Raw genomic sequence first — 22,988 nt, forward strand, 5'->3', positions numbered from 1 at the left:
AAGAGTAATGTTCCGCAAACTATCACTCACCGCTGCCATGGCGCTTGCCCTCACCGCAGGGCAGGCCACTGCCGCCGAGCTGGAAACAGAGATCACCGATTATGCGTTTTCGTTCGAAGGGCCGTTCGGCAGCTTTGACCAGATGCAGTTGCAGCGCGGCCTACAGGTTTACACCGAGATTTGTGCGGCCTGTCATGGTCTGGAATATGTGGCGTTCCGCAATCTCTCGGATGATGGCGGCCCCGGCCTGCCGGAAGACCAGATGCGGGCCTACGCTGAGTTTTACGAAGTGTTCGATCAGAGCCTGTTTGATGGCGAAGGTGATTTTCGTCTGGCCACGCCAGCCGACCGGTTCCCCGCCTCTAGCCTGTCCACTGCGCCTGACCTGAGCCTGATGGCCAAGGCACGTGCAGGTTTTCATGGTCCTTATGGCACTGGTATCAGCCAGTTCGTGAACGGGATGGGCGGTGCGGAATACATCGCTTCGCTCATGACCGGTTATCATGAAGAGCCTGAATGCGCGCTGGAAGGCGAGCCGATGGACGGCTTTTACAATGTCGCTTTCGCGGCTGGCGGCTTCCCCGATAGCTGCAAGGACGAACACGGCAAGCACAAGGTGCCAGGCAGCTGGATCTCCATGTCACAGCCGCTTTGGGGTGATGATGTCGACTATGCTGACGGCACCGAAGCCAGCCTTGAACAGGCCGCTCAGGACGTCGCTGCATTCCTGATGTGGACGGCAGAGCCAAAGCTGATGGCGCGAAAGCAGGCTGGGCTGACAGGTGTGCTGTTCCTGACGGTGTTGTCGGTTCTGCTGTATCTGACAAACAAGCGTCTCTGGGCGCCGCATAAGGGCAAAGACTAATGTCGCCCGAATAGAATGCACGAAGGCCCGCTATCTCTAGCGGGCCTTTCTTTTTGGCGAGCTCGGTTTCAACCTGCCCCAAGATAATCGGTGAGGGCCTGCGGCGGATTGGCGAAAAGCGTTTCTGTCTGCACGGGCGGCGCGGCGATGCCGCCAGCGACCAGCACCACCTGATCGGCGATCCGCTTTGCATCCGCCGGATCGTGAGTCACCATGATCAGCGTTCGCCCGGCCGCCCGCAGATGCCCCTGCACAAGATCAAGCATCTCGTCCTTCAGGCCGGGTCCGAGTGCGGCGAAAGGTTCGTCGAGCAGCACAACAGGCCTATCCGCCAACAACACACGGGCAAGGGCCGCGCGGCTTTGCTGCCCGCCGGATAGGGCGGCCGGTTTTCGGGCTTCGAAACCGTCCAAGCCGACTTGCGCTAGAACGTCCGACACTTTTGCTTTCTCGTCTGTGGTCAGCCGCAGATGAGGTCGCAATGCCAGGCCGACATTCTGTCCGATGGTCAGATGCGGAAAAAGGTTGTTGTCCTGAAACAGCACACTGGTGGGCCTGGCGCCTGGTGCCGTCCGGGTCAGGTCCTGCCGCTCCCAAAGGACTTGCCCCGACTCCGGCGCCAGAAACCCGGCGAGTGCGGCCAGCAATGTCGATTTGCCTGCACCCGAAGGGCCGATAAGGGCCGTGACCTGACCCGGTGTGAAGGCTAGATCGGCCTGTAACGTGAAATCACCCTGCCGCAATTCGAGCGCTTTACAGGTCAGCATCTGTCCGACCTCCGCGATCACATATCCAGAAGAGCGATAGACTGAGTGCCAGAAGCACCAGCGCGGCACTCGCCGCTGCTTCCATCCGGTAGGCGCCCATGAGGCGATACATCGCAAAGGGCAGTGTTTCTTGTGCCTCGCCCGCGAACAGCGTGATGACGCCGAGATCGCCCATGGAAAGGGCCGCCGCGAGCCCTGCCGCAAAACCAAGCGGACGACGGATGCGTGGGATCACAACGATGCGTAGCCAGGACCATCCTGTGAGGCGCAGCGACAGGGCGAGCCTGCCGAAATCCTCGCTCACCGCCGCGACCGCCGGTGCGATTGCGCGCAAGGCAAAGGGCAAGGCCAGTACTGCATTGACCAGCATTGTCACGATCAGCGCCACATCGGCGGGCCGGATGAACGGAAACACGATCAGGAACGCGCCGGTTCCGACCACGAGGCCCGATGCCGCCAAGGGCAGGACGCCAATGATGGCGACCAAAGCGCCGCCGTGCAGTGAGAGGGCGAGCGCCATGGCCACGCATAGGATGGCAGAACCGGTTGCGACCAGGACAGAGCGCAGCGCGGCATCCCAGATGCTCGGCGGCAAGTCCATGAGGCCGGGCAGACCGCGCAGAACGACCATGGCCAAGGGAACCAGCAGGAACAGGGCCGCCGCGGCGATCATCGCGTAATCCAGCGCAGGCCAGCGCAAATCCCAGCGTTGGACAACGCGATCCAGCCCTGCCCCCATCGCGTCGATGATGCTGATGCGCCATGCGACAAAGGCAGCCAGCACGCATAGGCCGAATTGGATGCAGGCCAGCAACGCCGCGCGGCCCAGATCGAAATCAAACCGCAGCGCCTGGTAGATTGCGAGCTCCACCGTCGTTGCGCGCGGCCCGCCGCCCAGTGTCAAGGCCACGGCGAAGCTGGTCAGACAGATCAGGAAAATCACGAGAAATGCGCTGGGCGCGACGGCCCGCAGCATCGGCCATTCCAGCATGCGCCAAACCGAGGCGTTGAGTGTGGCCGCCAGACGAAACCGCTCTGCCGGGATGGCGAGCCAGCCTTGCAAAATTAGCCGAATGGCGAGCGGGAGGTTGAAGAAGACATGAGCGAGGACGACACCGTGAAACCCGAAGATCGAGATAGGCTCAAAACCCAAGCCGGTGAGCGCGCTGTTGAGGATGCCGCCACGCCCGAACACGGCCAAGAGACCCAGGACGGCGACGATAACCGGCAACAGGAACGGCGCGCCGAGGAGCGTGATCAGGAGCTTGCGCCCAACAAACCGCCGCCGCGCCAGCGCACGGGCGACGGGGATGGCCAGAAGCACGCTCAAAGCCGCTGAGACAAGCGCTTGGCTTACCGTAAACCGGATCGCCGCCCAGTCAGCGGCAGCCAACCCGCCTTGCCATTCGGCCCGCCACGCCACGGCAGCCAGCGTGCCCAGCGTCAGCAACAGGACCAGCGCCGCCGCAACGGCGCCGGGCCAGGCGGGTGTTATCGCGACAAGGCTGCGCGCCATTCGTCCAGTGCCGCATCACGCTTGGCTGCTGCGTCTTCCGGCGACAAAAGCAGGGATTTCGCGGGTGTCAGCAGGGTGTCAAAGCCGTCCGGCAACCCATCCGCCGGGGTGACGGCGGGGTACATCCAGTTGGTGGTGGGGATGATGCTCTGGAACGCGTCCGAGACCATGAAGGCCAGGAACTGATCAGCGAGTTCGGGTTGATCGGTGCCTGCGACCTTTCCGGCCACTTCGACCTGCATGTAATGCCCTTCGTCAAAGCCCCAGGCGACCTTGCTCGCATCATCCTCGGCGATCAGGTGGTAGGCGGGGGAGGTTGTGTAGGACAGAACCGCATCCGCCTCACCATCGAGGAACATGCCATAGGCCTCGGACCAGCCGGGGGTGACGGTGACGACGTTGTCGGCGAGGTCGGCCCAGAGGGTGTCGGCCTCATCGCCATAGGCGGTCTTGACCCACATCAGAAGGCCGAGGCCCGGTGTGGATGAACGGGGGTCCTGGATCACGACTTGGACATCGCTGTCGGCGAGTGCCTGCAGGGAGGTGGGCGCGTCGTCGCCTGCATTGCCGACAAAGGCGAAATAGCCCCAGTCGAATGGCAGGAAGTCAGGGTCGGTCCAGTCAATCGGCAGGCTAAGATCGGCGGTGACCCCATGCGGTGCAAAAAGGCCGGTGTCGCGCGCGGCGGCCGTCAGGTTCGTATCAAGCCCCAGCACGATATCGGCGTCGGTGCGTGGCCCTTCGAGTTGCAGGCGTGCCAGCAAGGCGGCCCCGTCACCCGCGCCGATGAATTGCAGATCGCAGGTGCAGGTTTCCTCAAACGCGGCCTCAACCGCGGGGCCGGGCCCCCATTCGCTGACGAAACTGTCATAGGTCATCACTTGCAGCACCGGGGTCTCGGCCCATGCAGCCGAAGCAGCAAGGGCAAGTCCCGCGACAGCTGGCAGATAGATCGGTCTTGGCATCTTATCCTCCAAATGCGACGGGCGGATTGGGGGTAAGCGGGATTGCCATACCTTCCCTCCGCCGGTCTTAACCGGTTCAGGTTCAACGGGTCCGCGTGGTACGCATCTCAGCCGGATTGGCCCCCCGAGGTGACATTCTTGCTATGGGAAAAATGCAGTAATCACAAGATGGAACTGGCTTTTTGGCGCCCCATAAAGTAACATGTATTCACATCCAAAATTCAGGAGAAAGGAGGCGCCCATGGGGGAACGCGACTAATTATTTTGTGCCTTGAGCTAACATTTCTTTGGCTCGTCTATTACGCCTTTGGTCTGGCCACGACATATGACATCCCAATCTGGGCCACCGCATTGCTGGTAATCATCGTGGACCGCATCGTGACCTTCATCACATCATCTGCCAAGCGCCGACGCGACCGATTGCGAGAATAGCTTGGCTTTCCGCAAGGTGCTGGTTATCTGACCGTCAGTCAGGAGCCCGCCTATGTCGATCAACAGTTTTGGCCATCTTTTTCGGTTCACAACATGGGGCGAAAGCCATGGGCCCGCGCTGGGCGCGACCGTGGATGGCTGCCCGCCGCAGGTGCCGCTGGAACCGGCGATGATCCAGCAATGGCTCGACAAGCGGCGGCCAGGGCTGAACAAGAATACGACCCAGCGGAATGAGCCGGATGCGGTTGAAATCCTGTCGGGCGTGTTTGAGGGGCAGACGACGGGGACGCCGATCCAGCTGATGATCCGCAACACCGATCAGCGGTCGAAGGATTACGGCGATATCGCGAATACGTTTCGCCCGGGTCACGCCGACATCACCTATCACCAGAAATACGGGGTGCGGGATTATCGCGGTGGGGGCCGGTCTTCAGCGCGTGAGACGGCGTCGCGCGTGGCGGCGGGTGGTGTGGCGCGTGAGGCGATTAGGGCGATTGCGCCGAATGTGCAGATCAAGGGTTACATGACCCAGATGGGTGCGAAGCAGATCGACCGGTCGCGGATGGATTGGGCGCAGATTGATCAGAATGACTTCTTTTGCCCCGATGCGGAGGCCGCGAAAGAGTGGGAAGAGTACCTGCAATGGCTGCGCAAGGACGACCATAACTCGGTCGGTGCGATCATTGAGGTGGTGGCGCGTGGCGTGCCTGCCGGGATCGGGGCGCCGGTCTATGCGAAGCTCGATACCGATCTTGCCGCCGCGATGATGTCGATCAACGCGGTGAAAGGCGTGGAGATTGGTGAGGGGATGGCCGCCGCCGCGCTGACGGGGCGGGACAATGCGGATGAGATTTTCATGGGACAAGGCGGGCCGGAATACAGCTCCAACCACGCGGGCGGCATCCTTGGCGGGATCAGCACGGGGCAGGATATCGTCGTGCGGTTTGCGGTGAAGCCGACGTCATCGATCCTTTCCCCGCGCAAGTCGATCCGCATGGATGGGACCGAGACCGAGGTGATCACCAAGGGGCGTCACGACCCGTGCGTCGGTATCCGCGCCGTCCCGGTGGGTGAGGCGATGATGGCCTGTGTGATCCTCGATCACCTGCTCTTGGATCGTGGCCAAACGGGTGGCGTGCGCGGCCAGATTGGTTAGGGACGCCCCCTAGCTGGCGGTGCTCGCCTCCAGCGCCGTATCCATCAGCGCCTGAATGTCGCGCTGCGATGTGCGGGCGACGATGCGGCCAAGCTCTGCGTCGCCTTTCATCACAACAAGTGTCGACCGGCGCGGGATGTTCAGTTCTGTGGCCAGTTCGCCACGGCCATACTCGTCCCAATCGACGTTGATGAATGTGATGGCTGCGTCATAGGCCGGATTGTCGGCGCGCAACTGGCCGATCACACGTTCCTGCGCCCGGCAGGTCGTGCACCAGGAGGCTTTGAAATCGACAAAGACGGTCTCACCCGCCGCCAGCCGTTCGCGGACCAGGCCGGGGGTGTAATCGAGCGTTTCGCTGGCTCTTGCGGCCATCGGTGCGACTGCCACAGCGGCGGATAGCGCCATAAACTCACGACGTTTCATCAATCTCTCCTTTGTCAAAAGCGGACCGACAGGTCCTGTAGCCAGAATGGCAAGCGGTCCAGCAGCCAGATTTCGGCCATCTGGTGCAGACCAAAGAATAGGGCGGTGCCCAGGGCGATAAAGATCACGCCGGTGATCATGCGGACCCGGCCCGAGATGGCCTGTAGCCACGCCTTGCGTGCCCGGATCGCGTTTTGCGCGCCATAGGCCAGCACCACGATGATGGTCGAGATACCGAGTGCGAAGCTGAACATCGTTGCCGCCGCCCAGCCGAGGTTTTCACCGGCAGAGGCCAGCGCGATGGCGCCACCCAGTGTTGGCCCGACACAAGGCACCCAGACCGCACCCAAAAGTGCGCCGCCCACAAACTGCCCGCCCAGCCCGTCGCGGTTCACGCCGTCCATCCCGGCATCGGCCCGGGCGGACATGCCTGCGGTGGCGGTCGCAAACCGGGCCGAGAACTGTGGGACGACCAGCACGATCCCGAAAAGGACCATCATGAAAGCGCCCGCGCGGGCGATCATCAGGTCATCAATGCCCAACGCCTGGCCAAAGACTGCGACTGTCATCCCCACAATGACGAAAGACAGGCTCATCCCCGCAGCCAGCACCAATGGCCCGGCGCGGCCTGCCTGCAACGCGGTTGCCAGCACAATGGGCAAGACCGGCAGCACGCAGGGGTTGATCAGGGTCAAGACCCCCGCAAGATATCCAAAGAGCAAATCCATGGCGCTATCTGCGCGCATGGTGCGCCTTCTGTCAGCCCCCTTTTGTGTGACAGTCGGTCACTTTGGCGTGGGCTGTTTGGTGATTTGCACGGCCAGAATGCCGCCCGCGATGATGGCGACGCCAAGCACGTCGAGAGCGCTGACCCGTTCGCCCAACAGCACAGCGGCAATCGCAACGCCGAGGAAGGGGTTGAGGAAATGGAAAGTGGACGCCTTGACCGCCCCGATGCGGCCCACCAGCAGGAACCAGACCAGCGTTGCGGCCAGGCCGGGCACGAGGGTGGTGTAGATGAAGGCCACAATCAGCTGCCAGTTCCAGGTGACGACAAAGGTCTCAAAGGCAAGCGCAGGAACCCACAAAACGGCGCTGCCCACCAGCATTTGAAGGCCGACGATCATCAGGACATTGCCGCCGGACGAGGCACCCAAGACGGCAAGCGTCGCTGCGGTCAGCGAGAAGACCCCGATCACGCAGAGGATCAGACCATAAAGGTCAACGCCACCCTCGATCCGCGCGCCCATAATCAAGGCAACACCGATGAACCCGGCGACCAGCCCGGCAATCCCCAGTGGCCTGACTTGCGTGCCAAAAACCAGCCATCCGGCCACCGCCACCAGCAACGGCATGGTTGAGGCGATAATCGCAGCCAATGAGGCCGGAATGGTCTGCATCGCCACGAAATTCAGGCCGAGATAAAGCGCGTTCTGGCAGATGCCGAAGACGACCACGCCGATCCATTGCTGTCGGGTCAAGCGCGCTGATTGGCCCAGCGCCCAGGCAATCGCCACCCCGATCAGCCCGGATATCAGGAACCGCAGCGCCAAAGCGCTGAGCGGCGGGGCATATTCGACGATCACCCGGGCCGAGGTGAAGGCCGATGACCACATGAACGCGAAGGCGAGGCCCATCAAGATCGCTTTGATATCCATGGCCGCGACCTAAAGGCTTTTTGCGGGTGACCGCATCACAAATCGACACCGCGATGTGGGTATCGGGCGATAGGTAAGGACTTCCTGACTTCGAATGCTGCGCGTGCGAAGGTATTGTTGCTGCATTCGATACAGTATTTCAAATCAATATTCATTGACTTTGGTCCGCCGTGACGGGCCGCACGAAGACCCAAGACATTGGCCAATTTTCCGGCCATGACATGTGCCCTTGGCACAAAACAACAAAGTTCATTCTTTTCAGATTTCCAGTTTTTGGAGACCAAAATGATTTTGCCGAACCACAACAGATTTATATTTGCTTTCAGTACGTTAACCATCGCCATGACCTCGCTTGCGCATGCACATGAAGCATGGCTTTTGACCCCTGCCGAGATTGCGGCGCTCGCCCAGGAACCGATCCCCGCGATCTTTACGAGCTATGCTATTCTGGGACTTGCCGCTGTGGTGGGATGCGTTGCGACACTGGTCGCGCTTCTGGTCGAAGAAAGGCTGCGCCCGCATTTTCAACCGCTTGAGCCGTTGCTGCAATCGGTCGCCGCGAACTGGGGGCCGGCGTTATTGCGCATCCCGCTGGGCGTGATGCTGGTGCTGGCTGGCACCGGTGGTCTGCCCCGTCATGGCACCGCGCATTGGGTGGAACCGACGCTGTTGGTGCCGGACATGCAATTGGCGCTTGTGCCCGGATGGGACTGGCTGGCGCCGTTTCAGATCACGCTTGGGCTGTGCCTGATTGCGGGCCTCTTCACCCGGATTGCGGGGCTGGTTTTGATGGCGCTTGTCGTGCTGGGGTGGAGTGTCTTTGGCATCAAGTTCATCGACTACGCGCCGCATTTCGTAGCGCCCGCCATTGTGCTGACGCTGGTTGGTGGAGGTGTCTGGTCCGTGGACCGGTTGTTGCAGGCAACTGATTGGTGCGCGCCACCGGCTGAGGTGATGCCGGTCTTTTGGCGTGCGGCGCAGATCCTCGTCGGCTTCGGGTTCGTCTATCTCGCTGTCGCCTACAAGCTGACGCAACCGACGCTGCTGATCGCAATCCTGCAGCATGGCAATCTGCCGACATTCGGCCTGCACTATGCAGTGATTGCGCTGATCATGACAGGGGTGGAGATCATCTGCGGCGCGCTCTTGATCGCAGGTCGGCTGGTGCGGCCAGTTTCGGTCGTGATCATCCTGGCGATCACGTTCCTGGCGGTCACGCTGGGGGAAACACCACTCTTTCACGCCAATCTGTACGGGATGTTGGCCATGTTCGTCATCATCGGCACGCGCTGGAGAACACCACAAACCACCATCGCAACAGGAAAGGTACTGGCATGAGACGGAATGCTTTTTCGCAAATCGGGCCGGTGGCCCTGGTGGCGGGGCTGCTGGGCAGCCTGGCGATCGCCGCGCCCGCTTATAATGCTGCGCATGAGGCGCCACGCGCCGTGTTTCTGACCCTGCCCGAGACACTCCCGCAGCCGGACCTGTCATTCAGTATCGCGCAGGATTACAGGGGCAACTGGATCCTGCAGATCGACGCGACGGCGTTTCAGTTTACCGAAATCTGCACCTCGGTGGCCGAGGCCGTGCCTGTCGGCCATGCCCATGTCATCGTGAACGGGCAGAAGGTCGGGTCTGCCTACAGTCCGATCTTTGATCTGGGCCTGTTGCCTGCAGGGCGGCACCATATCGCGGTCACCTTGCGCGGGCAGGATCATCGGGCGCTGATTGGCAAGGACGGCCTGATCGTGGCCGAACAGATGCTGACCGTCACATAAAGCAAAAGGGCCGCCGGATGGGCGACCCTTCACATAAACACGCGTGTCGCGGCTTTAGCCGTTCACGCTGTCCTTCAGCGCCTTGGCGATCGTCATCTTGACGACCTTGTCAGCGTCTTTCTTGATCTGCTCACCAGTCGCAGGGTTGCGGACCATCCGCTCTGGGCGTTCACGGCAGTAGATCTTGCCGACGCCCGGCAGGGTCACGGCACCGCCGCCGGACACTTCCTTAGTGATGATGCCCGTCACAGCGTCCAGAGCGGACCCTGCAGCCTTCTTGTCCATGCCTGTTTCTTCGGCCAATGCAGCAACCAGCTGCGCTTTTGTCATTGGTTTTGTCGCCATCTTACTGGTCTCCCTCATTCGCCCAATCTGTAGGGCCTCTTATCCGCCCATATAACGGGATGTTGTGGGACACCACAACGTTTAGTGTAAGTTTACAAGGGAAAAACGCGCCTTTTGGGCAGTTTTCGCGACGTTAAAGGAAAGCTGTTTCCTCAAAACTACGCAATTTGCGGCTATGTATGCGTTCCAGCGGCATTTCGCGCAACCGTTCCATGGCTCTGATCCCGATCATCAGATGTGCGGCTACTTGTGTTTTATAGAATTCAGAGGCCATACCGGGCAGCTTCAATTCGCCATGCAGCGGCTTGTCGCTGACGCAAAGCAGCGTCCCGTAAGGCACCCGGAACCGAAAGCCGTTGGCGGCAATCGTGGCGCTCTCCATATCCAGCGCGATGGCGCGGGATTGTGAGAGGCGTTGCACGGGTCCTGCCTGTTCGCGCAGTTCCCAATTGCGGTTGTCAATCGTGGCGACAGTGCCGGTGCGCATGATGCGCTTTAGTTCATACCCTTCCAGTTCGGTCACATCCGCCACTGCCGTTTCAAGTGCGATCTGGATTTCCGCCAATGCCGGGATCGGTACCCAGACGGGCAAGTCATCATCAAGGACGTGATCTTCGCGTAAGTAAGCATGGGCGAGCACGAAATCCCCCAGCCGCTGCGAATTGCGCAGGCCCGCGCAGTGACCCACCATTAGCCAGGCATGGGGGCGCAGCACCGCGATATGGTCGGTCGCGGTCTTGGCGTTCGACGGCCCGACGCCGATATTGACGAGGGTAATTCCCGACCCATTGGCCCGCTTGAGATGGTAGGTCGGCATCTGCGGCAGCTTCGCGGGCACCGGCAATGGCGCATCGGCATCCGTGATCTCGACATTTCCAGGACCGACAAAGGCGGTGTACCCGCTATCCGGATCGGCCAGCATATGGCGCGCATAAGCCTCGAACTCTTCCACATAGAACTGGTAGTTGGTGAAGAGAACATGGTTCTGGAAATGCTCTGCTGCCGTGGCTGTGTAATGCGCCAGACGGGCCAATGAGTAGTCGACACGCTGTGCAGTGAACGGTGCAAGAGGCCGCGCACCATCGGGATAGGTAAAGCTTTCGCCATTTACGATGTTATCGTGCGTGGTCGTCAGGTCGGGCACATCGAAATTGTCGCGCAGGTTGAAATCCATCGATCCGTCCTGCGGCACGGTCAGACCCGGATCGTTCGCGGCTGCAAAATGCACGGGCATTTCGGTGTCTGACACACCGATAATCACCGGCACGCCGTGGCTTTTGATCAAAAGGGCGATCTGTTGCTCCAAATACGCGGCAAAGAGATCGGGCCGCGTGATCGTGGTTGCGTAAATCCCAGGCTCGGCCACATGACCAAAGGACAAGCGCGTATCGGTCTTGGCATAGGTGGTCGTGGTCAACCGAATCTCGGGATAATATGCCCGCACCCGCGCCTTTGGCTGACCGTTCTTGAGCGCGTCAGAGAAATTGTCGGACAGAAACCGCACGGCGATCTGATAAAGCTCCTGCAAGCGCGCCACGGCCTTGGCCGCGTCCGTAAAGGCCTCGGCCTTGGGGACATCGGGGGTTTTCAGGTTCACTTTCGAGACGACATTCATCAGCGTGTCTTTCTTATGGGCCGTCACTGCGGCATGTGTTTGTCGAGCCACTGGCGCATGGGATCGGACATGTCATCATAGTCCGGGATCGTGATGCCCAGCGCGGCTGCGGTTGCCGGTGGTGTCACTCCGAAACGCTTATTCAGGAATGCGTGGAAACCATCGGGCAAAATCGGCTCATCCCAGCCATCATGTGCGGCGGCTGCAGCCGCGGTCAGTGTTGGATCTTTCAGCGCTGCGGGCTCGCTATATCCCATCGCCAGAAACTGCAGCGCGACCAAAGGATCGGGTGTCAGCACATAGGGCCAGCCATGATCAAAGATGACAACCTGCTGAACCCCCGCATCATCCAGCCAGAACCCCATTTTACCACCATCACCGGCTGCAGTGGCGATACTGACGTAACGGGCCGTGATCTCTGCCGGGATCGGTTCAGCCAGCGGCGGCCCCTCGGCATGGAAGATCACATAGCTGGCCCCAGGCTCGTTCATGACCTCAAGCGGGTAGATCGACAGGTATTCTCCCGCATCGCTGTGCGTGAACCGCCCCTTTTGCCCGTTCGCCTCCGCCCAGTCGAAAACCGCCGCAAAGGCATCTGGCAAAACCAGCGCCTCTGGCATTTTCGCCCGGACATTGTCGGCAAAGCTCATGCGTTTTCCTCAAACAGGTCCGTGATTTCGAATTTGTCCACGTCCACCAAGCCTAAATCAGAGATGCGCAACGACGGGATGACAACCAGCGCCAGCAGCGAATGCTGCATATAGGCGTTGTTGAGCGTGCAGCCGCATTCGGCCATCGCCGCGACCATTCGGTCGGCCTTGGCCGCGACCTCCGCCGCCGGGCTGTCGGACATGAGGCCCGCGATGGGCAGTTCGACCAGCGCCAGCTCCGCGCCATCCTTCCAGACGGTCACGCCGCCGCCAACCTCACCCAGCCGGTTGGCAGCCTTTGCCATCATCTCCCGATCCGTTCCGACGACGATCATATGGTGGCTGTCATGGGCGACGGTCGAGGCCATGGCCATCCGGCCCTGATAACCGAAGCCCGAGACAAAGCCGTTTGTGACCTGCCCGGTTGCCTTGTGCCGTTCGACAAGGGCGATCTGATAGGTGTCGCCCTCCCCCTCCACCAGCCCGTCCACGACCGGTAATTCGGCGGTCAACGCCTCGGTCGGGGCCTGGTTTTCGACGACGCCGATGACCTTGGCCTTGACCTTGTTGGCCCCGTCAGGGGCGGGGATCTCGAAGTTTGTGGCGGTAAGCGGCTTCATATGCACCGTTTGCCGCGCCGCGATGGGCCAGTCGTAGTGCGGGCACTCCACCGTGATCTTTCCGTCCCGCGCAACGATCTGGCCGCGTGCGATGACTTCCTCAATCGGCAGGGTCTTCAGGTCAGAGGTCAGGATCATATCCGCCCGCCGCCCCGGCGCGATAGAGCCGAGTTCGCGCTCCAGCCCGAAATGCGTCGCCGTGTTGATCGTCGCCATCTGCAGGGCGATCAGCGGGTCGCAGCCACACTCAATCGCGTGCCGCACCACCCGGTTCATATGCCCGTCATTCACGAGCGTCCCGGAATGGCAATCATCCGTACAGAGGATGAAATTCCGCGGATCGAGGCCCATTTCCGTGACCGCCGTGATCTGGCTTTCCACGTCATACCAGGCCGAGCCCAGCCGCATCATCGACCGCATCCCATTGCGCACACGGGCAATGGCGTCAGCCTCTGCGGTGCCTTCATGATCATCGGCGGCACCCCCAGCAACGTAAGCCGAAAACGCGATGCCTTTGTCGGGAGAGGCATAATGGCCACCCACGGTCTTGCCCGCTTTCATCGTGGCGGCCATCTCGGCGAGCATCTGCGGATCGCCGTTGATCACACCGGGAAAGTTCATCATCTCGCCGAGGCCGATGATCCCCGGCCAGGCCATCGCCTCGGCCACATCCTCGGCGCTGATTTCGAAGCCTGTCGTCTCCAAACCGGGGGCCGAGGGCGCACAGGAGGGCATCTGCGTGTAGATGTTGATGGGCTGCATCAGCGCCTCATCATGCATCATCCGCACGCCTTTGAGGCCCAGCACATTCGCGATCTCATGCGGGTCGGTGAACATGGTCGTGGTGCCATGGGGGACGACGGCAGCAGCGAACTCTGCCGGGGTCAGCATGCCGCTTTCGATATGCATGTGGCCATCGCAGAGACCGGGGATCAGATAGCGGCCCTCGGCCTCAATCACCCGCGTGTCCGGGCCAATGCAGTGGGAGGCGTCCGGGCCAACATAGGCAAAGCGCCCATCGGCCACAGCCACCTGCCAATCGAGGATTTCGCGGGATTGGACATTCACGAGCTTGCAGCCGCGAACAACCAGATCAGCCGCGTCCCGCCCCGCAGCCACGGCGACCAAACGGGGGGCCGACTCAGCCCAAGATTTGAAATGAGGTTCCATCCCCAATGGTTTCACCGTTTCGGGGGAGGTGCAAGACCTCCGTCATGTCGGTGCCTGCGGTGCTGAATTTGAGTCTGTTGGAACTGGCTGAGGCGAGGCTAGGTTGGATGCAATACTGCTTCTCAAATACGGTTTTCTTTCGTGTCTTGTGAATGAGCAAAGATAAACTCTAAGATACTTCAGGATGGACCAAAGAGTATCTCAACTATCGCAACAAGACAAAGACCATTTGGATGCGCAAAGAGCAATCGTATCAAAGTACGTTGCAGATTCTAGCTTGGAAAGGTTCGAGACTGCTGCCGGGAAACTTGGCACTTTAAGAGCGCTCCTTGACGCCAACACGTTTTCCAAGGAGCAGACTTACGAGCTGCAATCGATGGGTGTTGTGCTTGGTGATGCACTATGTATCCAGCTCGGAATGGAATGGGCTGTCGTCGAAGACGATTATGGCAGAGACCCGGCGGTGCGTTATCGCGGAACATCTGTCATTGTTTTCCCGCAAACAATGATCTCGAAACGCATCGAGGATGACGTAGATGTCGACATATTCGATCTCTTTAACTGGACCGTTGATAAGGTAAACGAATTAATAGAGGAGGAAGTGGCGCGGACGGCAACGCACTAGAGATGCGAATCAAACCTTCCCCACCTCCAACGGCGGCACATCCGGGTTCAACCGCACCATCGCAAGGTTCAGCACTCCCGCCACCGTGACCCACGCCAGATAAGGCACAAAGGCCAGCCCGGCCCACAGATCCAATTGCCAATGCGTCACCGTGCAGCCGAGCACGGATAGCCAGAGCATTGCCATGACCGGCAGCGCCCCTTTCATCCGCCGCAACCCGAAAAACACCGGCGTCCACAAAGCATTAAACGCGATCTGCGTGGCCCAGAACGCCATCGCATAGGCGTTGCCGTCCAAAACCGCCACGCGGGCGGCGGCGAAGGACATCAGGAGGTAGATCGTCGTCCACGCCACCGGAAACAGCCAGTTGGGTGGGACCCATGAGGGCTTGTTCAGCTTCTCATACCACTCCCCAGGCGGAAAGACGGCGCCGGTTGCCCCTGCCCCGAAGCAGGCGGTCAAGAAGATCAGGAAGAGCCAAATGTCCATGCCCCAAGACCTAAGCCATCGGGCGGTCAGTTCCAATTCCGTTTTCGCGGGCCTTCAACTCGGCCAGGATATCAAGGACAGAGGCCGAGCGGCCTGCATCGACCCGGCCCTGACTGGCCGCATCAACGAGAAACGCCACCTCGTCCAAAGGCTGTGCGTAAATCACCGCCGATCTGGGCATAATCAGCGATAGGCCGGTGCGCGCCGCCGATTGTGCAAGCCAGCCCAGCTTTTGTGTGGTCGAGGTATGGGCCCGCATCGAGATGCTGTCATAGCCCTGCCGTTTGAGCTGTTTACCGATGCCCGCATAGATCAGCCGTGCCGCCCAGATGCCCGTGCGCGCCTGCAGGGGCAGCACGTCGATCCCCGCCTCAGAACGGCGGTAGAGCCTGTCGGCTTCGTGCAGGAGCCGCTTGACCAGCTTGCGCACGTCGTTGGTTGGCAGCGGCTCACGCAGGAAGTTCACCGGGTCGATGCCAGCGTCGCGCAGCCAATCGAGCGGCAGATAGATCCGGCCCATCCGCGCATCCTCGCCCACATCGCGGGCGATGTTGGTGAGTTGCATCGCCACGCCCAGATCGCAGGCACGGGCCAGCGCATCCGGGTCGCGGGCCCGCATCAGGACGCACATCATCGCGCCCACGGCCGCCGCGACACGCGCGGAATAATCCCGCACGCCGCTCAGCGTGTCATAGCGTTTTTCGGCTGCATCCCAGGCGAGACCTTCCAGCAACGCCTCCGGCAAGGCGCGCGGCATCTCGAACGCCTCGACAATCGCGGCAAAGGCCCGATCTTCGGCGGCGTTCTTTGGCTTACCCGCATAGGCCAATTCCAACCGTTCTTGCAGGCGAAACACTGCACCAGCCTCATAATCGCCCTCGTCCACCTCGTCATCGGCCAATCGGCAGAACGCATAAAGCGCCAGTGCCGGATCACGCACCGAGGCTGGCAACAACTTCGAGGCCGCGTGAAACGACAGTGACCCGTGGCGGATCGCCTCGCGACAATGGTCCAGATCTTTGGGGTCAATCATTCAGCGGCCATCTTCAATTCAGGTTGGGCGGGCGCGTCCGGCACCAGTTTGCTCAGCACCTCGGCACTCGAAATCACACCCGGCACGCCCGCGCCCGGATGGGTGCCAGCGCCGACGAGGTAGAGGCCCTTCGCCTCTTCGCTGACGTTATGCGGGCGGAACCAAGCGGATTGCAGTATGCGTGGCTCAATCGAAAAGCCGCAGCCATAGGGCGAGAGATACCGGTCGCGAAAATCCTCTGGCGTCAGGGTCATTTCGGTGGTGATATGATCGGCAAAGCCGGGCAGGTATTTGTTGACTTCGGCCTGCACTTTGGCCTTGTAGCGAGCGGTATCCGCCGCCCAATCGACGGGATTGTCGAAGCCCAGATGCGGGACGGGGGAGAGGACATAGAAGGTGTCATCGCCCTCCGGTGCGACGCTCGGGTCGGTCTTGCTGGGGCGGTGGATATAAAGGCTCATGTCGTTGGCGAGCGTGCCTTTGATGAAGATGTCCCGCAGCAGCCCCTCATAACGCGGGGCGTTGGTGATCGTGTGGTGCCCGATATCTGGCCAGCGATCAGCAGTGCCCTTGGTGCCGAAATACCAGACGAAAAGGCCCATGGACCAACGGCGCGACCCCAGCTTGCGGTCCGTCCAGCGTTTGCGCTGTTTACGGCGCAAGAGGTGTTGGTAGGTGTGTCCCGCATCCGCATTGCTGACGACCAGCGGGGCCTGCAGGACCTGACCATCTGTAAGACGCACGCCGCGGGCGGCCTCGCTCTCGACCAGAATCTCGTCAACCTCAGCGCCGAACCGAACCTGTCCGCCCTGGCTGCGGATCACGCGCACCATCGCATCGGCAATCGCCTGCACGCCGCCCATCGCGTAGTGCACGCCGAACTCTTTCTCCAGATACGCGACCAGCGCGTACATGGAGGTGACATGCATCGGGTCACCGCCGATAAAGAGCGGATGGAAAGAAAGCGCCATGCGCAGGCGGGGGTCCTTCACCCGGCGCTTGGCGAGGCCGAGGATCGACTGATCGGCGCGCAGCATCGCGAAGGTCGGCAGCACCTTCAGTGTCTCCCAAAGCCGATGCATGGGTTTGGCGACCATGCCTTCGAACCCCACGACATAACGCCGCTCGCTGTCTTTCAGGAACTGCTGGTAGCCTTTGACATCACCGGGGCTGAGCCGGGCGACCTCGGCCATCATCGCGCCGGTATCCTGCCGCGCGGTGAAGGTTGAGCCGTCAGGCCAGCGGACCTTATAAAACGGATCCATCGGGTGCAGTTTAACGTCTTGGTAGAAATCGCGCCCGCAGGCGGCCCAGAGGCTTTCGTAAACCTGCGGGACGGTGATGATCGTCGGCCCAAGGTCGAATCGGTGTCCATCCTGCGTGACAGATGAGCCGCGCCCGCCGGGCCGATCCAACCGATCCAGCACCGTCACGGCATAGCCCTTGGCCCCAAGACGCATTGCGGCAGCGAGGCCACCAAGCCCCGCACCGATAACAATTGCTGCGTTTGAGTCGGTATCCGGATGTGTCAGCATAGCTTCACAGTAACATGTAAACTCAAGTTGACAATTCCTAACGTCAACATCTTCCCAAAACGGGTCTGATATGTCAGGATTAATTGACACTCTTCGCCAAGGTGCTCTTTTGACCCAGACCGTCAGCCTTTCGTTCTACCGCTTTTCCGGGTTTGCCGGACGGGTCTGGGCGCTGATGATGATGGGCGCGGCGCGGCGTCCACTGGCGCGGATGCCGGATATCGGGTTCTGGAAGCTCTGCGGGTCCGGAACGGGAGAAGGGTTTACGCCGGTGCCGAATACCGGCGTCTATGCGATCCTTGCCACATGGCCGGATGCGGAGACCGCGCGGGCACGTACGCAAGAGGGTATCTTTGCGCGCTACACCCGCCGGGCGGATGAGAATTGGACCGTGTTCCTCACCACGCAAACCGCGCGCGGGCAATGGTCGGGACAAGCCCCATTTGAAGTCTCAACGCCAGAGACGACCGGCCCTCTTGCCGCACTCACGCGGGCCACGATCAAGCCGCGCATCCTGACCCGGTTCTGGGGGCGTGTGCCCAACATCTCGGCCATGATCGGCACTGACCCCAATGTCGCCTTTAAGATCGGCATCGGCGAGGTGCCGATGCTGCATCAGGTCACCTTTTCCATCTGGCCGTCCGAGCGGGCGATGGCCGCCTTTGCTCGCACTGGCCCCCATGCCGAGGCCATCCGCGCCGTCCGCGACGAAGGCTGGTTTCGTGAAGAGCTTTATGCCCGCTTCGCCGTCCATTCCGACCGGGGCACGTGGAACGGCAGCTCCCCCCTGAAAAAACTGGAGGCCGCATGACCCCCTTCCCCTTCTCCGCCATCGTCGGGCAGGAAGAAATGAAGCGCGCGATGATCCTGACGGCGATTGATGCGAGCGTCGGCGGCGTGCTGGTCTTCGGCGACCGTGGCACCGGCAAATCGACCGCCGTGCGGGCGCTCGCGGCGCTTTTGCCCCCAATCAAGGCGATCAAGGGCTGCCCCGTGAACAGCGCGAAGGCGGCAGAGGTGCCGTCATGGGCCGAGCTGAAAACCAAACGCTCGCATGAGGTCCCGACCCCCGTGGTCGACCTGCCGCTTGGCGCAACCGAGGACCGGGTGACCGGCGCGCTCGACATCGAAAAGGCGCTGACCAAGGGCGAAAAGGCATTTCAGCCGGGGCTGCTCGCCAAGGCCAATCGTGGCTACCTTTATATCGATGAGGTGAACCTGCTGGAGGATCACATCGTCGACCTCCTGCTCGACGTCGCCCAATCCGGCGAGAACGTGGTGGAACGTGAAGGCCTCTCGATCCGCCATGCGGCGCGGTTTGTGCTAGTGGGTTCCGGCAACCCCGAAGAGGGCGAGCTGCGCCCGCAGCTGCTTGATCGGTTCGGGTTGTCGGTTGAGGTCGCCTCCCCCACCGACATTACCGAGCGGGTCGAGGTGATCAAACGCCGCGATGCGTTCGAGAATGACAATGCTGCCTTCATGCTGCGCTGGCAGGCCGAAGATGCGGCCATTCGGGAGCGTATCCTGACCGCACGCAAGGCGCTGGGCGCTTTGAAGACCTCCGACAAGGTACTACAGGATGTGGCGGCGCTTTGCCTGGCCCTCGGCTCTGACGGCTTGCGCGGTGAACTCACTCTGCTGAAAGCCGCGCGCGCCTACGCGGCCTGGCGCGACGATACCGCGCTGACCCGCAAGCATATCCGCACCGTTGCCCCCATGGCCTTGCGCCACCGGCTGCGGCGCGATCCGCTGGATGAGGCGGGTAGTGGGACGCGTGTCGAGCGGACCTTGGACGAAGTCCTTGGATAGCTGGCACCGGGCCACGCTGGCACTGCAATTGCTGGCCATTGATCCGGGATTGGGCGGCATCACGATCCGCGCCCGATCAGGACCGGTGCGGGACCGGCTGTTGGAGCGCCTCGATCCAGCGGCACGCAAGATCCACCCGGCGATGGGGGATGAGGCGCTGTTGGGCGGGCTTGACCTGTCGGCGACGCTGAGCGCTGGGCATTTGGTGCAGAATGCCGGGCTGCTCGCCGAACCGGGGCCGCTGATCCTGACTATGGCAGAGCGCGCGCCCGTTCGGCTGGCCGCGCATCTGGCGATCACGCTGGACCGGCATGTGGGACATACGCTGATTGCGCTGGATGAAGGCGCGGAGCCGGACGAGGCGACTGACCCGAAACTGTCCGAGCGTTTGGCGTTTCATGTCGATCTGTCCGATGCGTCGTTGCGCGATTTAAGCCCTCTTTCGCCCGGCATCGCCGGGCAGCCCCCGACCGCCCCCCCGGGCGGGGGCTTCACCGCCACCCGCGGTCGGGAGCTGCCCTGTGTTTCGCCAGCGACAGTCGAGCAGATCACGCAAATCGCCGCCCAACTCGGCATCGACAGCCTCCGTGCCCCACTTTTCGCCCTGCGTGCGGCCAAGGCGCACGCATTGCTCAACAACCGCACGGACATCAGCACAGACGATATCGAAATCGCCTGTGCCCTTACACTGGCGCACCGCGCCACACGCATCCCTGCGCCGGAGAAACCGGAGGCGCCGCCACCAGAACAATCCAAGGAACCAAGCGCGGAAAACCCGCTCAACATCCCCGACGAACTGCTGCTTGACGCAGTCCGCGCGCTGCTTCCCGACAACCTCCTAGCCCGGCTCGCAGCCCAAAAAGCGCGGGCCGGGCGTGGCAGTGGCTCAGGTGCCGCGCGCAAAGGCAACCGGCGCGGCAGGCCGCTGCCGTCGCGCCCCGGACGCCTCAGCGACGGCGCGCGGATTGACCTGATTAGCACCCTGCGCGCCGCCGCACCCTGGCAGACCATCAGGCGCAATGCGACCGGGCGCGGTGGCCTCCATATCCGACCCGGCGATTTCCGGATCAAGCGATATGAAGAGAAATCCGACCGGCTGCTGATCTTCACCGTCGACGCCTCCGGCTCGGCCGCGCTGGCGCGTCTGGCCGAGGCGAAGGGCGCTGTCGAACTCCTGCTCGCGCAGGCTTACGCCCGCCGCGATCATGTGGCGCTGGTGTCATTTCGGGGGATGGAGGCGGAACTTATGTTGCCGCCCACCCGCTCGCTGGTGCAGACCAAGCGTCGGCTTGCGGGGTTACCCGGCGGCGGCGGCACTCCACTAGCAGCCGGGCTGCGCACCGCATTGGATCAAGCAATGCAGGCCGGGCGCAAGGGCCTGACGCCAACAATTGCCATTCTGACCGATGGGCGCGCGAATATCGCGCTCGACGGCAGCGCCAATCGCAGACAGGCCGCCACGGACGCCCAACAGATGGCGCGGGTCGTGCGGGCGCAAGGCATCGACGCCATTGTGATCGACACCGGCAACCGACCCGAACCCGCGCTGCGCAACCTCGCACAAACGCTCGATGCCGCTTATCTGCCCCTGCCCCGCGCTGACGCCGCGCGGCTGTCGCAATCTGTTGCGACTGCGCTGGGCGATTGAACCGTGCGCTGGCCCGATGATGCCGAAGACTGGCCGCTGGCGGAGTATTCGCGCCAGATCCTGCATCGCCCCCACAAATGGCATGTGCAGGAACACGGGGCCGGCGATACCATTCTGCTCATCCACGGCGCGGGCGGCGCGACACAGAGTTTCCGCAACCTATTTCCACAACTGACAAAGCAATATCATGTGGTCGCCGTCGATCTGCCGGGTCAGGGTTTCACGCAGCTTGGCGCTCAACAGCGTTGCGGGCTGGATCATATGGCGCAGGACCTACTGAGCCTCATTCGCCATGAAGGCTGGCGACCAACCCTGATCATCGGCCATTCCGCCGGTGTGGCCATCGCATTGCGCCTGTGGGAGCTGGGTCTGCGCCCGGTGGAAGGGATCGTCGGGATCAACGCCGCCCTCGGCAATTTCAAGGGGGTCGCTGGTTGGCTCTTCCCGATGATGGCCAAGGCGTTGGCGATTTCACCTTTCAGCGCCAGCTTTTTCGCGAGCACGACGACGCGCAGCAGTGTGCGTAGCCTGATCAGCGGGACGGGTTCGACGCTCGATCAGGAAGGGTTGGAGCTTTACTACCGTCTCGCGACGGATCGCGGGCATGTGGACGCCACCTTGTCGATGATGGCGCAATGGTCGCTGGACGGGCTTCTGGCGCGGTTGAGCCGTATCGACACCCCGGTGCACCTGATCACAGGCGCGCGCGATATGGCCGTGCCGCCGGAAGTGAGTGAGGATGCGGTGGCGCAACTTCCCAAGGGGCGGCTGAGCAAGCTGCCCGATCTGGGTCATCTGGCGCATGAGGAAGATGCGGAATCCATTGCGGCCCTCGCATTATCCTGACAAGTCTTGCCCACGACCAAAAACAAGAAACATGCGTTGCAGCATGTTGGTGAACCAGTTGATGCGTTAGTTGCCGCTGCGTGCCAAAACACATCGAGGCATATCATGATAGGGCTGAAATCCATGGCGCTGTGGGTGCTGTGCAGCATGGCCGTGGGCACAGGCACGCTGGCGGACAGCAGGCCCACAGCACTTCTGGAAACGGTAACGCAGGTCGAAAGCCGCATTGGCGGACGGATTGGTGTCGCCATCAGCCACAGCGGGTCGGATTGGGGCTGGCGCTATCGCGCTGATGAACGCTTTCCCATGAACAGCACGTTCAAATCGTTACTGTGTGCCGCAATTCTGGACCGCGTTGACCGACGGACACTTGCTCTTGATGAGACGGTTCGGATCGATGCAGGCGAAATCCTGTCCCATGCACCGGTCACCCGCGAGAAGGTTGGTCAGGACATGACCATGGCAGAGCTTTGTTATGCCACGCTGGACAAGAGCGACAACACGGCGGCGAACCTGTTGATCGAGCGTCTTGGCGGAACTGAGGCCGTGACCGATTATTTGCGCGGGATTGGCGATACCGTGTCGCGCTTGGATCGGCTTGAGCCGGAGATGAACAGCGTCACCCCCGGTGATCCGCGCGACACGACGACGCCAGCGGCGATGATCGCCACATGGGAGGTGCTTTTTCGTGGTGAGGTCCTGAGCCCCGCATCACGACAGATGCTTGCGTCATGGATGGCGGATGGCTCGGCCACGAGTGGCATGATCCGGCCAAGCCTTCCTGACGGTTGGGAGATTTCGGATAAATCCGGGGCGGCGCGCCATGGCTCGCGCAGCATTGTGGCGATGATTACGCCGCCAGAGGATGATCCGTACTTTGTCGCGATCTACATCGCCGAAAGCCCGACCAATTGGGTTGGGCGTTTGGATGCCATTGCCGAAATCGGGGCGGCCGTGATCGCCGCAATCCAGACGTATCAATAAAAAAGGCCGCGGGCATTGCTGCGCGCGGCCATGTTTGGTTTCTGCCGTAAGGG

24 protein-coding genes and 1 riboswitch are annotated in these 22,988 nt (G+C 61.6%); of the genes, 10 read left to right on the forward strand and 14 right to left on the reverse strand.

All coding sequences use genetic code 11. The annotated features are described in order from the left end of the window. Positions 1 to 7: 7 nt before the first annotated feature. Entirely contained in the window at positions 8 to 865 is an 858-nt protein-coding gene (locus SLH47_RS12390; RefSeq protein WP_320239836.1) for a cytochrome c1, read from the forward strand. 68 nt (positions 866 to 933) lie between these two features. On the opposite strand, the gene SLH47_RS12395 is transcribed toward SLH47_RS12390, so the two are convergent. Genes SLH47_RS12395 through thiB form a run of 3 tightly spaced genes read right to left on the reverse strand, consistent with a single transcriptional unit; the run spans position 934 to position 4,113 of the window. Further along, entirely contained in the window at positions 934 to 1,632 is a 699-nt protein-coding gene (locus SLH47_RS12395) for an ATP-binding cassette domain-containing protein (RefSeq protein ID WP_320239839.1), read from the reverse strand. Continuing rightward, the gene (locus tag SLH47_RS12400) at positions 1,619 to 3,148 is read right to left on the reverse strand and encodes a thiamine/thiamine pyrophosphate ABC transporter permease ThiP (RefSeq protein WP_320239840.1); all 1,530 of its coding nucleotides are present in this window, start codon (positions 3,146 to 3,148) and stop codon (positions 1,619 to 1,621) included. Before SLH47_RS12400 ends, SLH47_RS12395 begins: the two co-directional genes overlap by 14 nt. Then, positions 3,124 to 4,113 (reverse strand): thiamine ABC transporter substrate binding subunit, encoded by a 990-nt coding sequence (gene thiB / locus SLH47_RS12405; RefSeq protein ID WP_320239842.1) that lies wholly within the window; start codon positions 4,111 to 4,113, stop codon positions 3,124 to 3,126. Before thiB ends, SLH47_RS12400 begins: the two co-directional genes overlap by 25 nt. 36 nt (positions 4,114 to 4,149) lie before the next feature. Next, a riboswitch (TPP riboswitch) is annotated at positions 4,150 to 4,250 on the reverse strand. Between the two features lie 347 nt (positions 4,251 to 4,597). Between thiB and aroC the strand changes: the two genes are divergently transcribed. After that, complete coding sequence (gene aroC, locus SLH47_RS12410; protein ID WP_320239844.1) at positions 4,598 to 5,701, forward strand: chorismate synthase; 1,104 nt, start codon at positions 4,598 to 4,600, stop codon at positions 5,699 to 5,701. A gap of 9 nt (positions 5,702 to 5,710) precedes the next feature. Here aroC and SLH47_RS12415 read toward each other — a convergent pair whose 3' ends face one another. From SLH47_RS12415 to SLH47_RS12430, 4 genes are read right to left on the reverse strand one after another with little or no spacing between them, the layout of a single operon-like run. After that, entirely contained in the window at positions 5,711 to 6,127 is a 417-nt protein-coding gene (locus tag SLH47_RS12415; protein WP_320239846.1) for a thioredoxin family protein, read from the reverse strand. A gap of 14 nt (positions 6,128 to 6,141) precedes the next feature. After that, complete coding sequence (locus tag SLH47_RS12420) at positions 6,142 to 6,873, reverse strand: cytochrome c biogenesis CcdA family protein (RefSeq protein ID WP_320239848.1); 732 nt, start codon at positions 6,871 to 6,873, stop codon at positions 6,142 to 6,144. A gap of 39 nt (positions 6,874 to 6,912) precedes the next feature. Then, complete coding sequence (locus SLH47_RS12425) at positions 6,913 to 7,785, reverse strand: DMT family transporter (RefSeq protein ID WP_320239850.1); 873 nt, start codon at positions 7,783 to 7,785, stop codon at positions 6,913 to 6,915. 35 nt (positions 7,786 to 7,820) lie between these two features. Further along, the gene (locus SLH47_RS12430) at positions 7,821 to 8,123 is read right to left on the reverse strand and encodes a hypothetical protein (RefSeq protein WP_320239851.1); all 303 of its coding nucleotides are present in this window, start codon (positions 8,121 to 8,123) and stop codon (positions 7,821 to 7,823) included. Between the two features lie 4 nt (positions 8,124 to 8,127). Here SLH47_RS12430 and SLH47_RS12435 point away from each other — a divergent pair, with 4 nt between their 5' ends. Together SLH47_RS12435 and SLH47_RS12440 are read left to right on the forward strand one after the other, a co-directional pair. Then, positions 8,128 to 9,123 (forward strand): DoxX family protein, encoded by a 996-nt coding sequence (locus SLH47_RS12435; protein WP_320239853.1) that lies wholly within the window; start codon positions 8,128 to 8,130, stop codon positions 9,121 to 9,123. Then, a complete protein-coding gene (locus SLH47_RS12440) occupies positions 9,120 to 9,566 on the forward strand; it encodes a hypothetical protein (protein WP_320239855.1) in 447 nt (148 codons plus the stop codon). The genes SLH47_RS12435 and SLH47_RS12440 overlap by 4 nt, the downstream gene beginning before the upstream one ends. 54 nt (positions 9,567 to 9,620) lie before the next feature. Here SLH47_RS12440 and SLH47_RS12445 read toward each other — a convergent pair whose 3' ends face one another. The 4 genes from SLH47_RS12445 to ade form a co-directional block, all read right to left on the reverse strand. Continuing rightward, positions 9,621 to 9,911, reverse strand: coding sequence for an HU family DNA-binding protein (locus tag SLH47_RS12445; RefSeq protein WP_320239857.1), 291 nt, complete (start codon positions 9,909 to 9,911; stop codon positions 9,621 to 9,623). A gap of 133 nt (positions 9,912 to 10,044) precedes the next feature. Next, on the reverse strand, positions 10,045 to 11,526 hold the full coding sequence (locus SLH47_RS12450; protein ID WP_320239859.1) for an AMP nucleosidase: 1,482 nt from the start codon (positions 11,524 to 11,526) through the stop codon (positions 10,045 to 10,047). Between the two features lie 23 nt (positions 11,527 to 11,549). Then, positions 11,550 to 12,176 (reverse strand): hypothetical protein, encoded by a 627-nt coding sequence (locus SLH47_RS12455; RefSeq protein ID WP_320239861.1) that lies wholly within the window; start codon positions 12,174 to 12,176, stop codon positions 11,550 to 11,552. Then, positions 12,173 to 13,966, reverse strand: a complete 1,794-nt coding sequence (gene ade, locus SLH47_RS12460) for an adenine deaminase (RefSeq protein WP_320239863.1) — start codon at positions 13,964 to 13,966, stop codon at positions 12,173 to 12,175. Before ade ends, SLH47_RS12455 begins: the two co-directional genes overlap by 4 nt. A gap of 184 nt (positions 13,967 to 14,150) precedes the next feature. Here ade and SLH47_RS12465 point away from each other — a divergent pair, with 184 nt between their 5' ends. Beyond that, positions 14,151 to 14,591, forward strand: a complete 441-nt coding sequence (locus SLH47_RS12465; RefSeq protein ID WP_320239865.1) for a DUF3806 domain-containing protein — start codon at positions 14,151 to 14,153, stop codon at positions 14,589 to 14,591. A 9-nt stretch (positions 14,592 to 14,600) separates the two neighbouring features. Here the strand turns inward: SLH47_RS12465 and tspO are convergent, their stop codons facing one another. The 3 genes from tspO to SLH47_RS12480 are packed head-to-tail and all read right to left on the reverse strand — an operon-like array spanning position 14,601 to position 17,648. Further along, on the reverse strand, positions 14,601 to 15,080 hold the full coding sequence (gene tspO / locus SLH47_RS12470) for a tryptophan-rich sensory protein TspO (protein WP_320239867.1): 480 nt from the start codon (positions 15,078 to 15,080) through the stop codon (positions 14,601 to 14,603). A gap of 10 nt (positions 15,081 to 15,090) precedes the next feature. Further along, complete coding sequence (crtB, locus tag SLH47_RS12475) at positions 15,091 to 16,113, reverse strand: 15-cis-phytoene synthase (RefSeq protein ID WP_320239868.1); 1,023 nt, start codon at positions 16,111 to 16,113, stop codon at positions 15,091 to 15,093. Further along, positions 16,110 to 17,648, reverse strand: a complete 1,539-nt coding sequence (locus SLH47_RS12480; protein ID WP_320239869.1) for a phytoene desaturase — start codon at positions 17,646 to 17,648, stop codon at positions 16,110 to 16,112. Before SLH47_RS12480 ends, crtB begins: the two co-directional genes overlap by 4 nt. A gap of 109 nt (positions 17,649 to 17,757) precedes the next feature. Here SLH47_RS12480 and crtA point away from each other — a divergent pair, with 109 nt between their 5' ends. The 5 genes from crtA to bla all read left to right on the forward strand — a co-directional run bounded on the left by crtA (position 17,758) and on the right by bla (position 22,935). Continuing rightward, positions 17,758 to 18,459 carry a spheroidene monooxygenase gene (gene crtA, locus SLH47_RS12485; protein WP_320239871.1) on the forward strand — a complete coding sequence of 234 codons (702 nt, stop codon included), beginning with the start codon at positions 17,758 to 17,760 and terminating at the stop codon, positions 18,457 to 18,459. Continuing rightward, positions 18,456 to 19,457, forward strand: a complete 1,002-nt coding sequence (gene bchI / locus SLH47_RS12490; protein WP_320239872.1) for a magnesium chelatase ATPase subunit I — start codon at positions 18,456 to 18,458, stop codon at positions 19,455 to 19,457. The genes crtA and bchI overlap by 4 nt, the downstream gene beginning before the upstream one ends. Continuing rightward, on the forward strand, positions 19,402 to 21,105 hold the full coding sequence (locus tag SLH47_RS12495; protein ID WP_413785641.1) for a magnesium chelatase subunit D: 1,704 nt from the start codon (positions 19,402 to 19,404) through the stop codon (positions 21,103 to 21,105). The genes bchI and SLH47_RS12495 overlap by 56 nt, the downstream gene beginning before the upstream one ends. 3 nt (positions 21,106 to 21,108) lie before the next feature. Next, positions 21,109 to 21,951, forward strand: a complete 843-nt coding sequence (bchO, locus tag SLH47_RS12500; RefSeq protein ID WP_320239875.1) for an alpha/beta fold hydrolase BchO — start codon at positions 21,109 to 21,111, stop codon at positions 21,949 to 21,951. Between the two features lie 105 nt (positions 21,952 to 22,056). Continuing rightward, entirely contained in the window at positions 22,057 to 22,935 is an 879-nt protein-coding gene (gene bla / locus SLH47_RS12505; protein ID WP_320239876.1) for a class A beta-lactamase, read from the forward strand. Positions 22,936 to 22,988: the final 53 nt, after the last annotated feature.

The sequence above is a fragment of the Cognatiyoonia sp. IB215182 genome, assembly GCF_033963905.1.
GTDB lineage: Bacteria > Pseudomonadota > Alphaproteobacteria > Rhodobacterales > Rhodobacteraceae > Yoonia.

Bases quoted from the DNA above. Each gene is read 5' to 3' on its own strand.
- SLH47_RS12390 (WP_320239836.1), top strand. From the start codon at position 8: ATGTTCCGCAAACTATCACTCACCGCTGCCATGGCGCTTGCCCTCACC.
- SLH47_RS12395 (WP_320239839.1), bottom strand. From the start codon at position 1,632: ATGCTGACCTGTAAAGCGCTCGAATTGCGGCAGGGTGATTTCACGTTA.
- SLH47_RS12400 (WP_320239840.1), bottom strand. From the start codon at position 3,148: ATGGCGCGCAGCCTTGTCGCGATAACACCCGCCTGGCCCGGCGCCGTT.
- thiB (WP_320239842.1), bottom strand. From the start codon at position 4,113: ATGCCAAGACCGATCTATCTGCCAGCTGTCGCGGGACTTGCCCTTGCT.
- aroC (WP_320239844.1), top strand. From the start codon at position 4,598: ATGTCGATCAACAGTTTTGGCCATCTTTTTCGGTTCACAACATGGGGC.
- SLH47_RS12415 (WP_320239846.1), bottom strand. From the start codon at position 6,127: ATGAAACGTCGTGAGTTTATGGCGCTATCCGCCGCTGTGGCAGTCGCA.
- SLH47_RS12420 (WP_320239848.1), bottom strand. From the start codon at position 6,873: ATGCGCGCAGATAGCGCCATGGATTTGCTCTTTGGATATCTTGCGGGG.
- SLH47_RS12425 (WP_320239850.1), bottom strand. From the start codon at position 7,785: ATGGATATCAAAGCGATCTTGATGGGCCTCGCCTTCGCGTTCATGTGG.
- SLH47_RS12430 (WP_320239851.1), bottom strand. From the start codon at position 8,123: ATGGTTAACGTACTGAAAGCAAATATAAATCTGTTGTGGTTCGGCAAA.
- SLH47_RS12435 (WP_320239853.1), top strand. From the start codon at position 8,128: ATGACCTCGCTTGCGCATGCACATGAAGCATGGCTTTTGACCCCTGCC.
- SLH47_RS12440 (WP_320239855.1), top strand. From the start codon at position 9,120: ATGAGACGGAATGCTTTTTCGCAAATCGGGCCGGTGGCCCTGGTGGCG.
- SLH47_RS12445 (WP_320239857.1), bottom strand. From the start codon at position 9,911: ATGGCGACAAAACCAATGACAAAAGCGCAGCTGGTTGCTGCATTGGCC.
- SLH47_RS12450 (WP_320239859.1), bottom strand. From the start codon at position 11,526: ATGAATGTCGTCTCGAAAGTGAACCTGAAAACCCCCGATGTCCCCAAG.
- SLH47_RS12455 (WP_320239861.1), bottom strand. From the start codon at position 12,176: ATGAGCTTTGCCGACAATGTCCGGGCGAAAATGCCAGAGGCGCTGGTT.
- ade (WP_320239863.1), bottom strand. From the start codon at position 13,966: ATGGAACCTCATTTCAAATCTTGGGCTGAGTCGGCCCCCCGTTTGGTC.
- SLH47_RS12465 (WP_320239865.1), top strand. From the start codon at position 14,151: ATGGACCAAAGAGTATCTCAACTATCGCAACAAGACAAAGACCATTTG.
- tspO (WP_320239867.1), bottom strand. From the start codon at position 15,080: ATGGACATTTGGCTCTTCCTGATCTTCTTGACCGCCTGCTTCGGGGCA.
- crtB (WP_320239868.1), bottom strand. From the start codon at position 16,113: ATGATTGACCCCAAAGATCTGGACCATTGTCGCGAGGCGATCCGCCAC.
- SLH47_RS12480 (WP_320239869.1), bottom strand. From the start codon at position 17,648: ATGCTGACACATCCGGATACCGACTCAAACGCAGCAATTGTTATCGGT.
- bchI (WP_320239872.1), top strand. From the start codon at position 18,456: ATGACCCCCTTCCCCTTCTCCGCCATCGTCGGGCAGGAAGAAATGAAG.
- SLH47_RS12495 (WP_413785641.1), top strand. From the start codon at position 19,402: ATGAGGCGGGTAGTGGGACGCGTGTCGAGCGGACCTTGGACGAAGTCC.
- bla (WP_320239876.1), top strand. From the start codon at position 22,057: ATGATAGGGCTGAAATCCATGGCGCTGTGGGTGCTGTGCAGCATGGCC.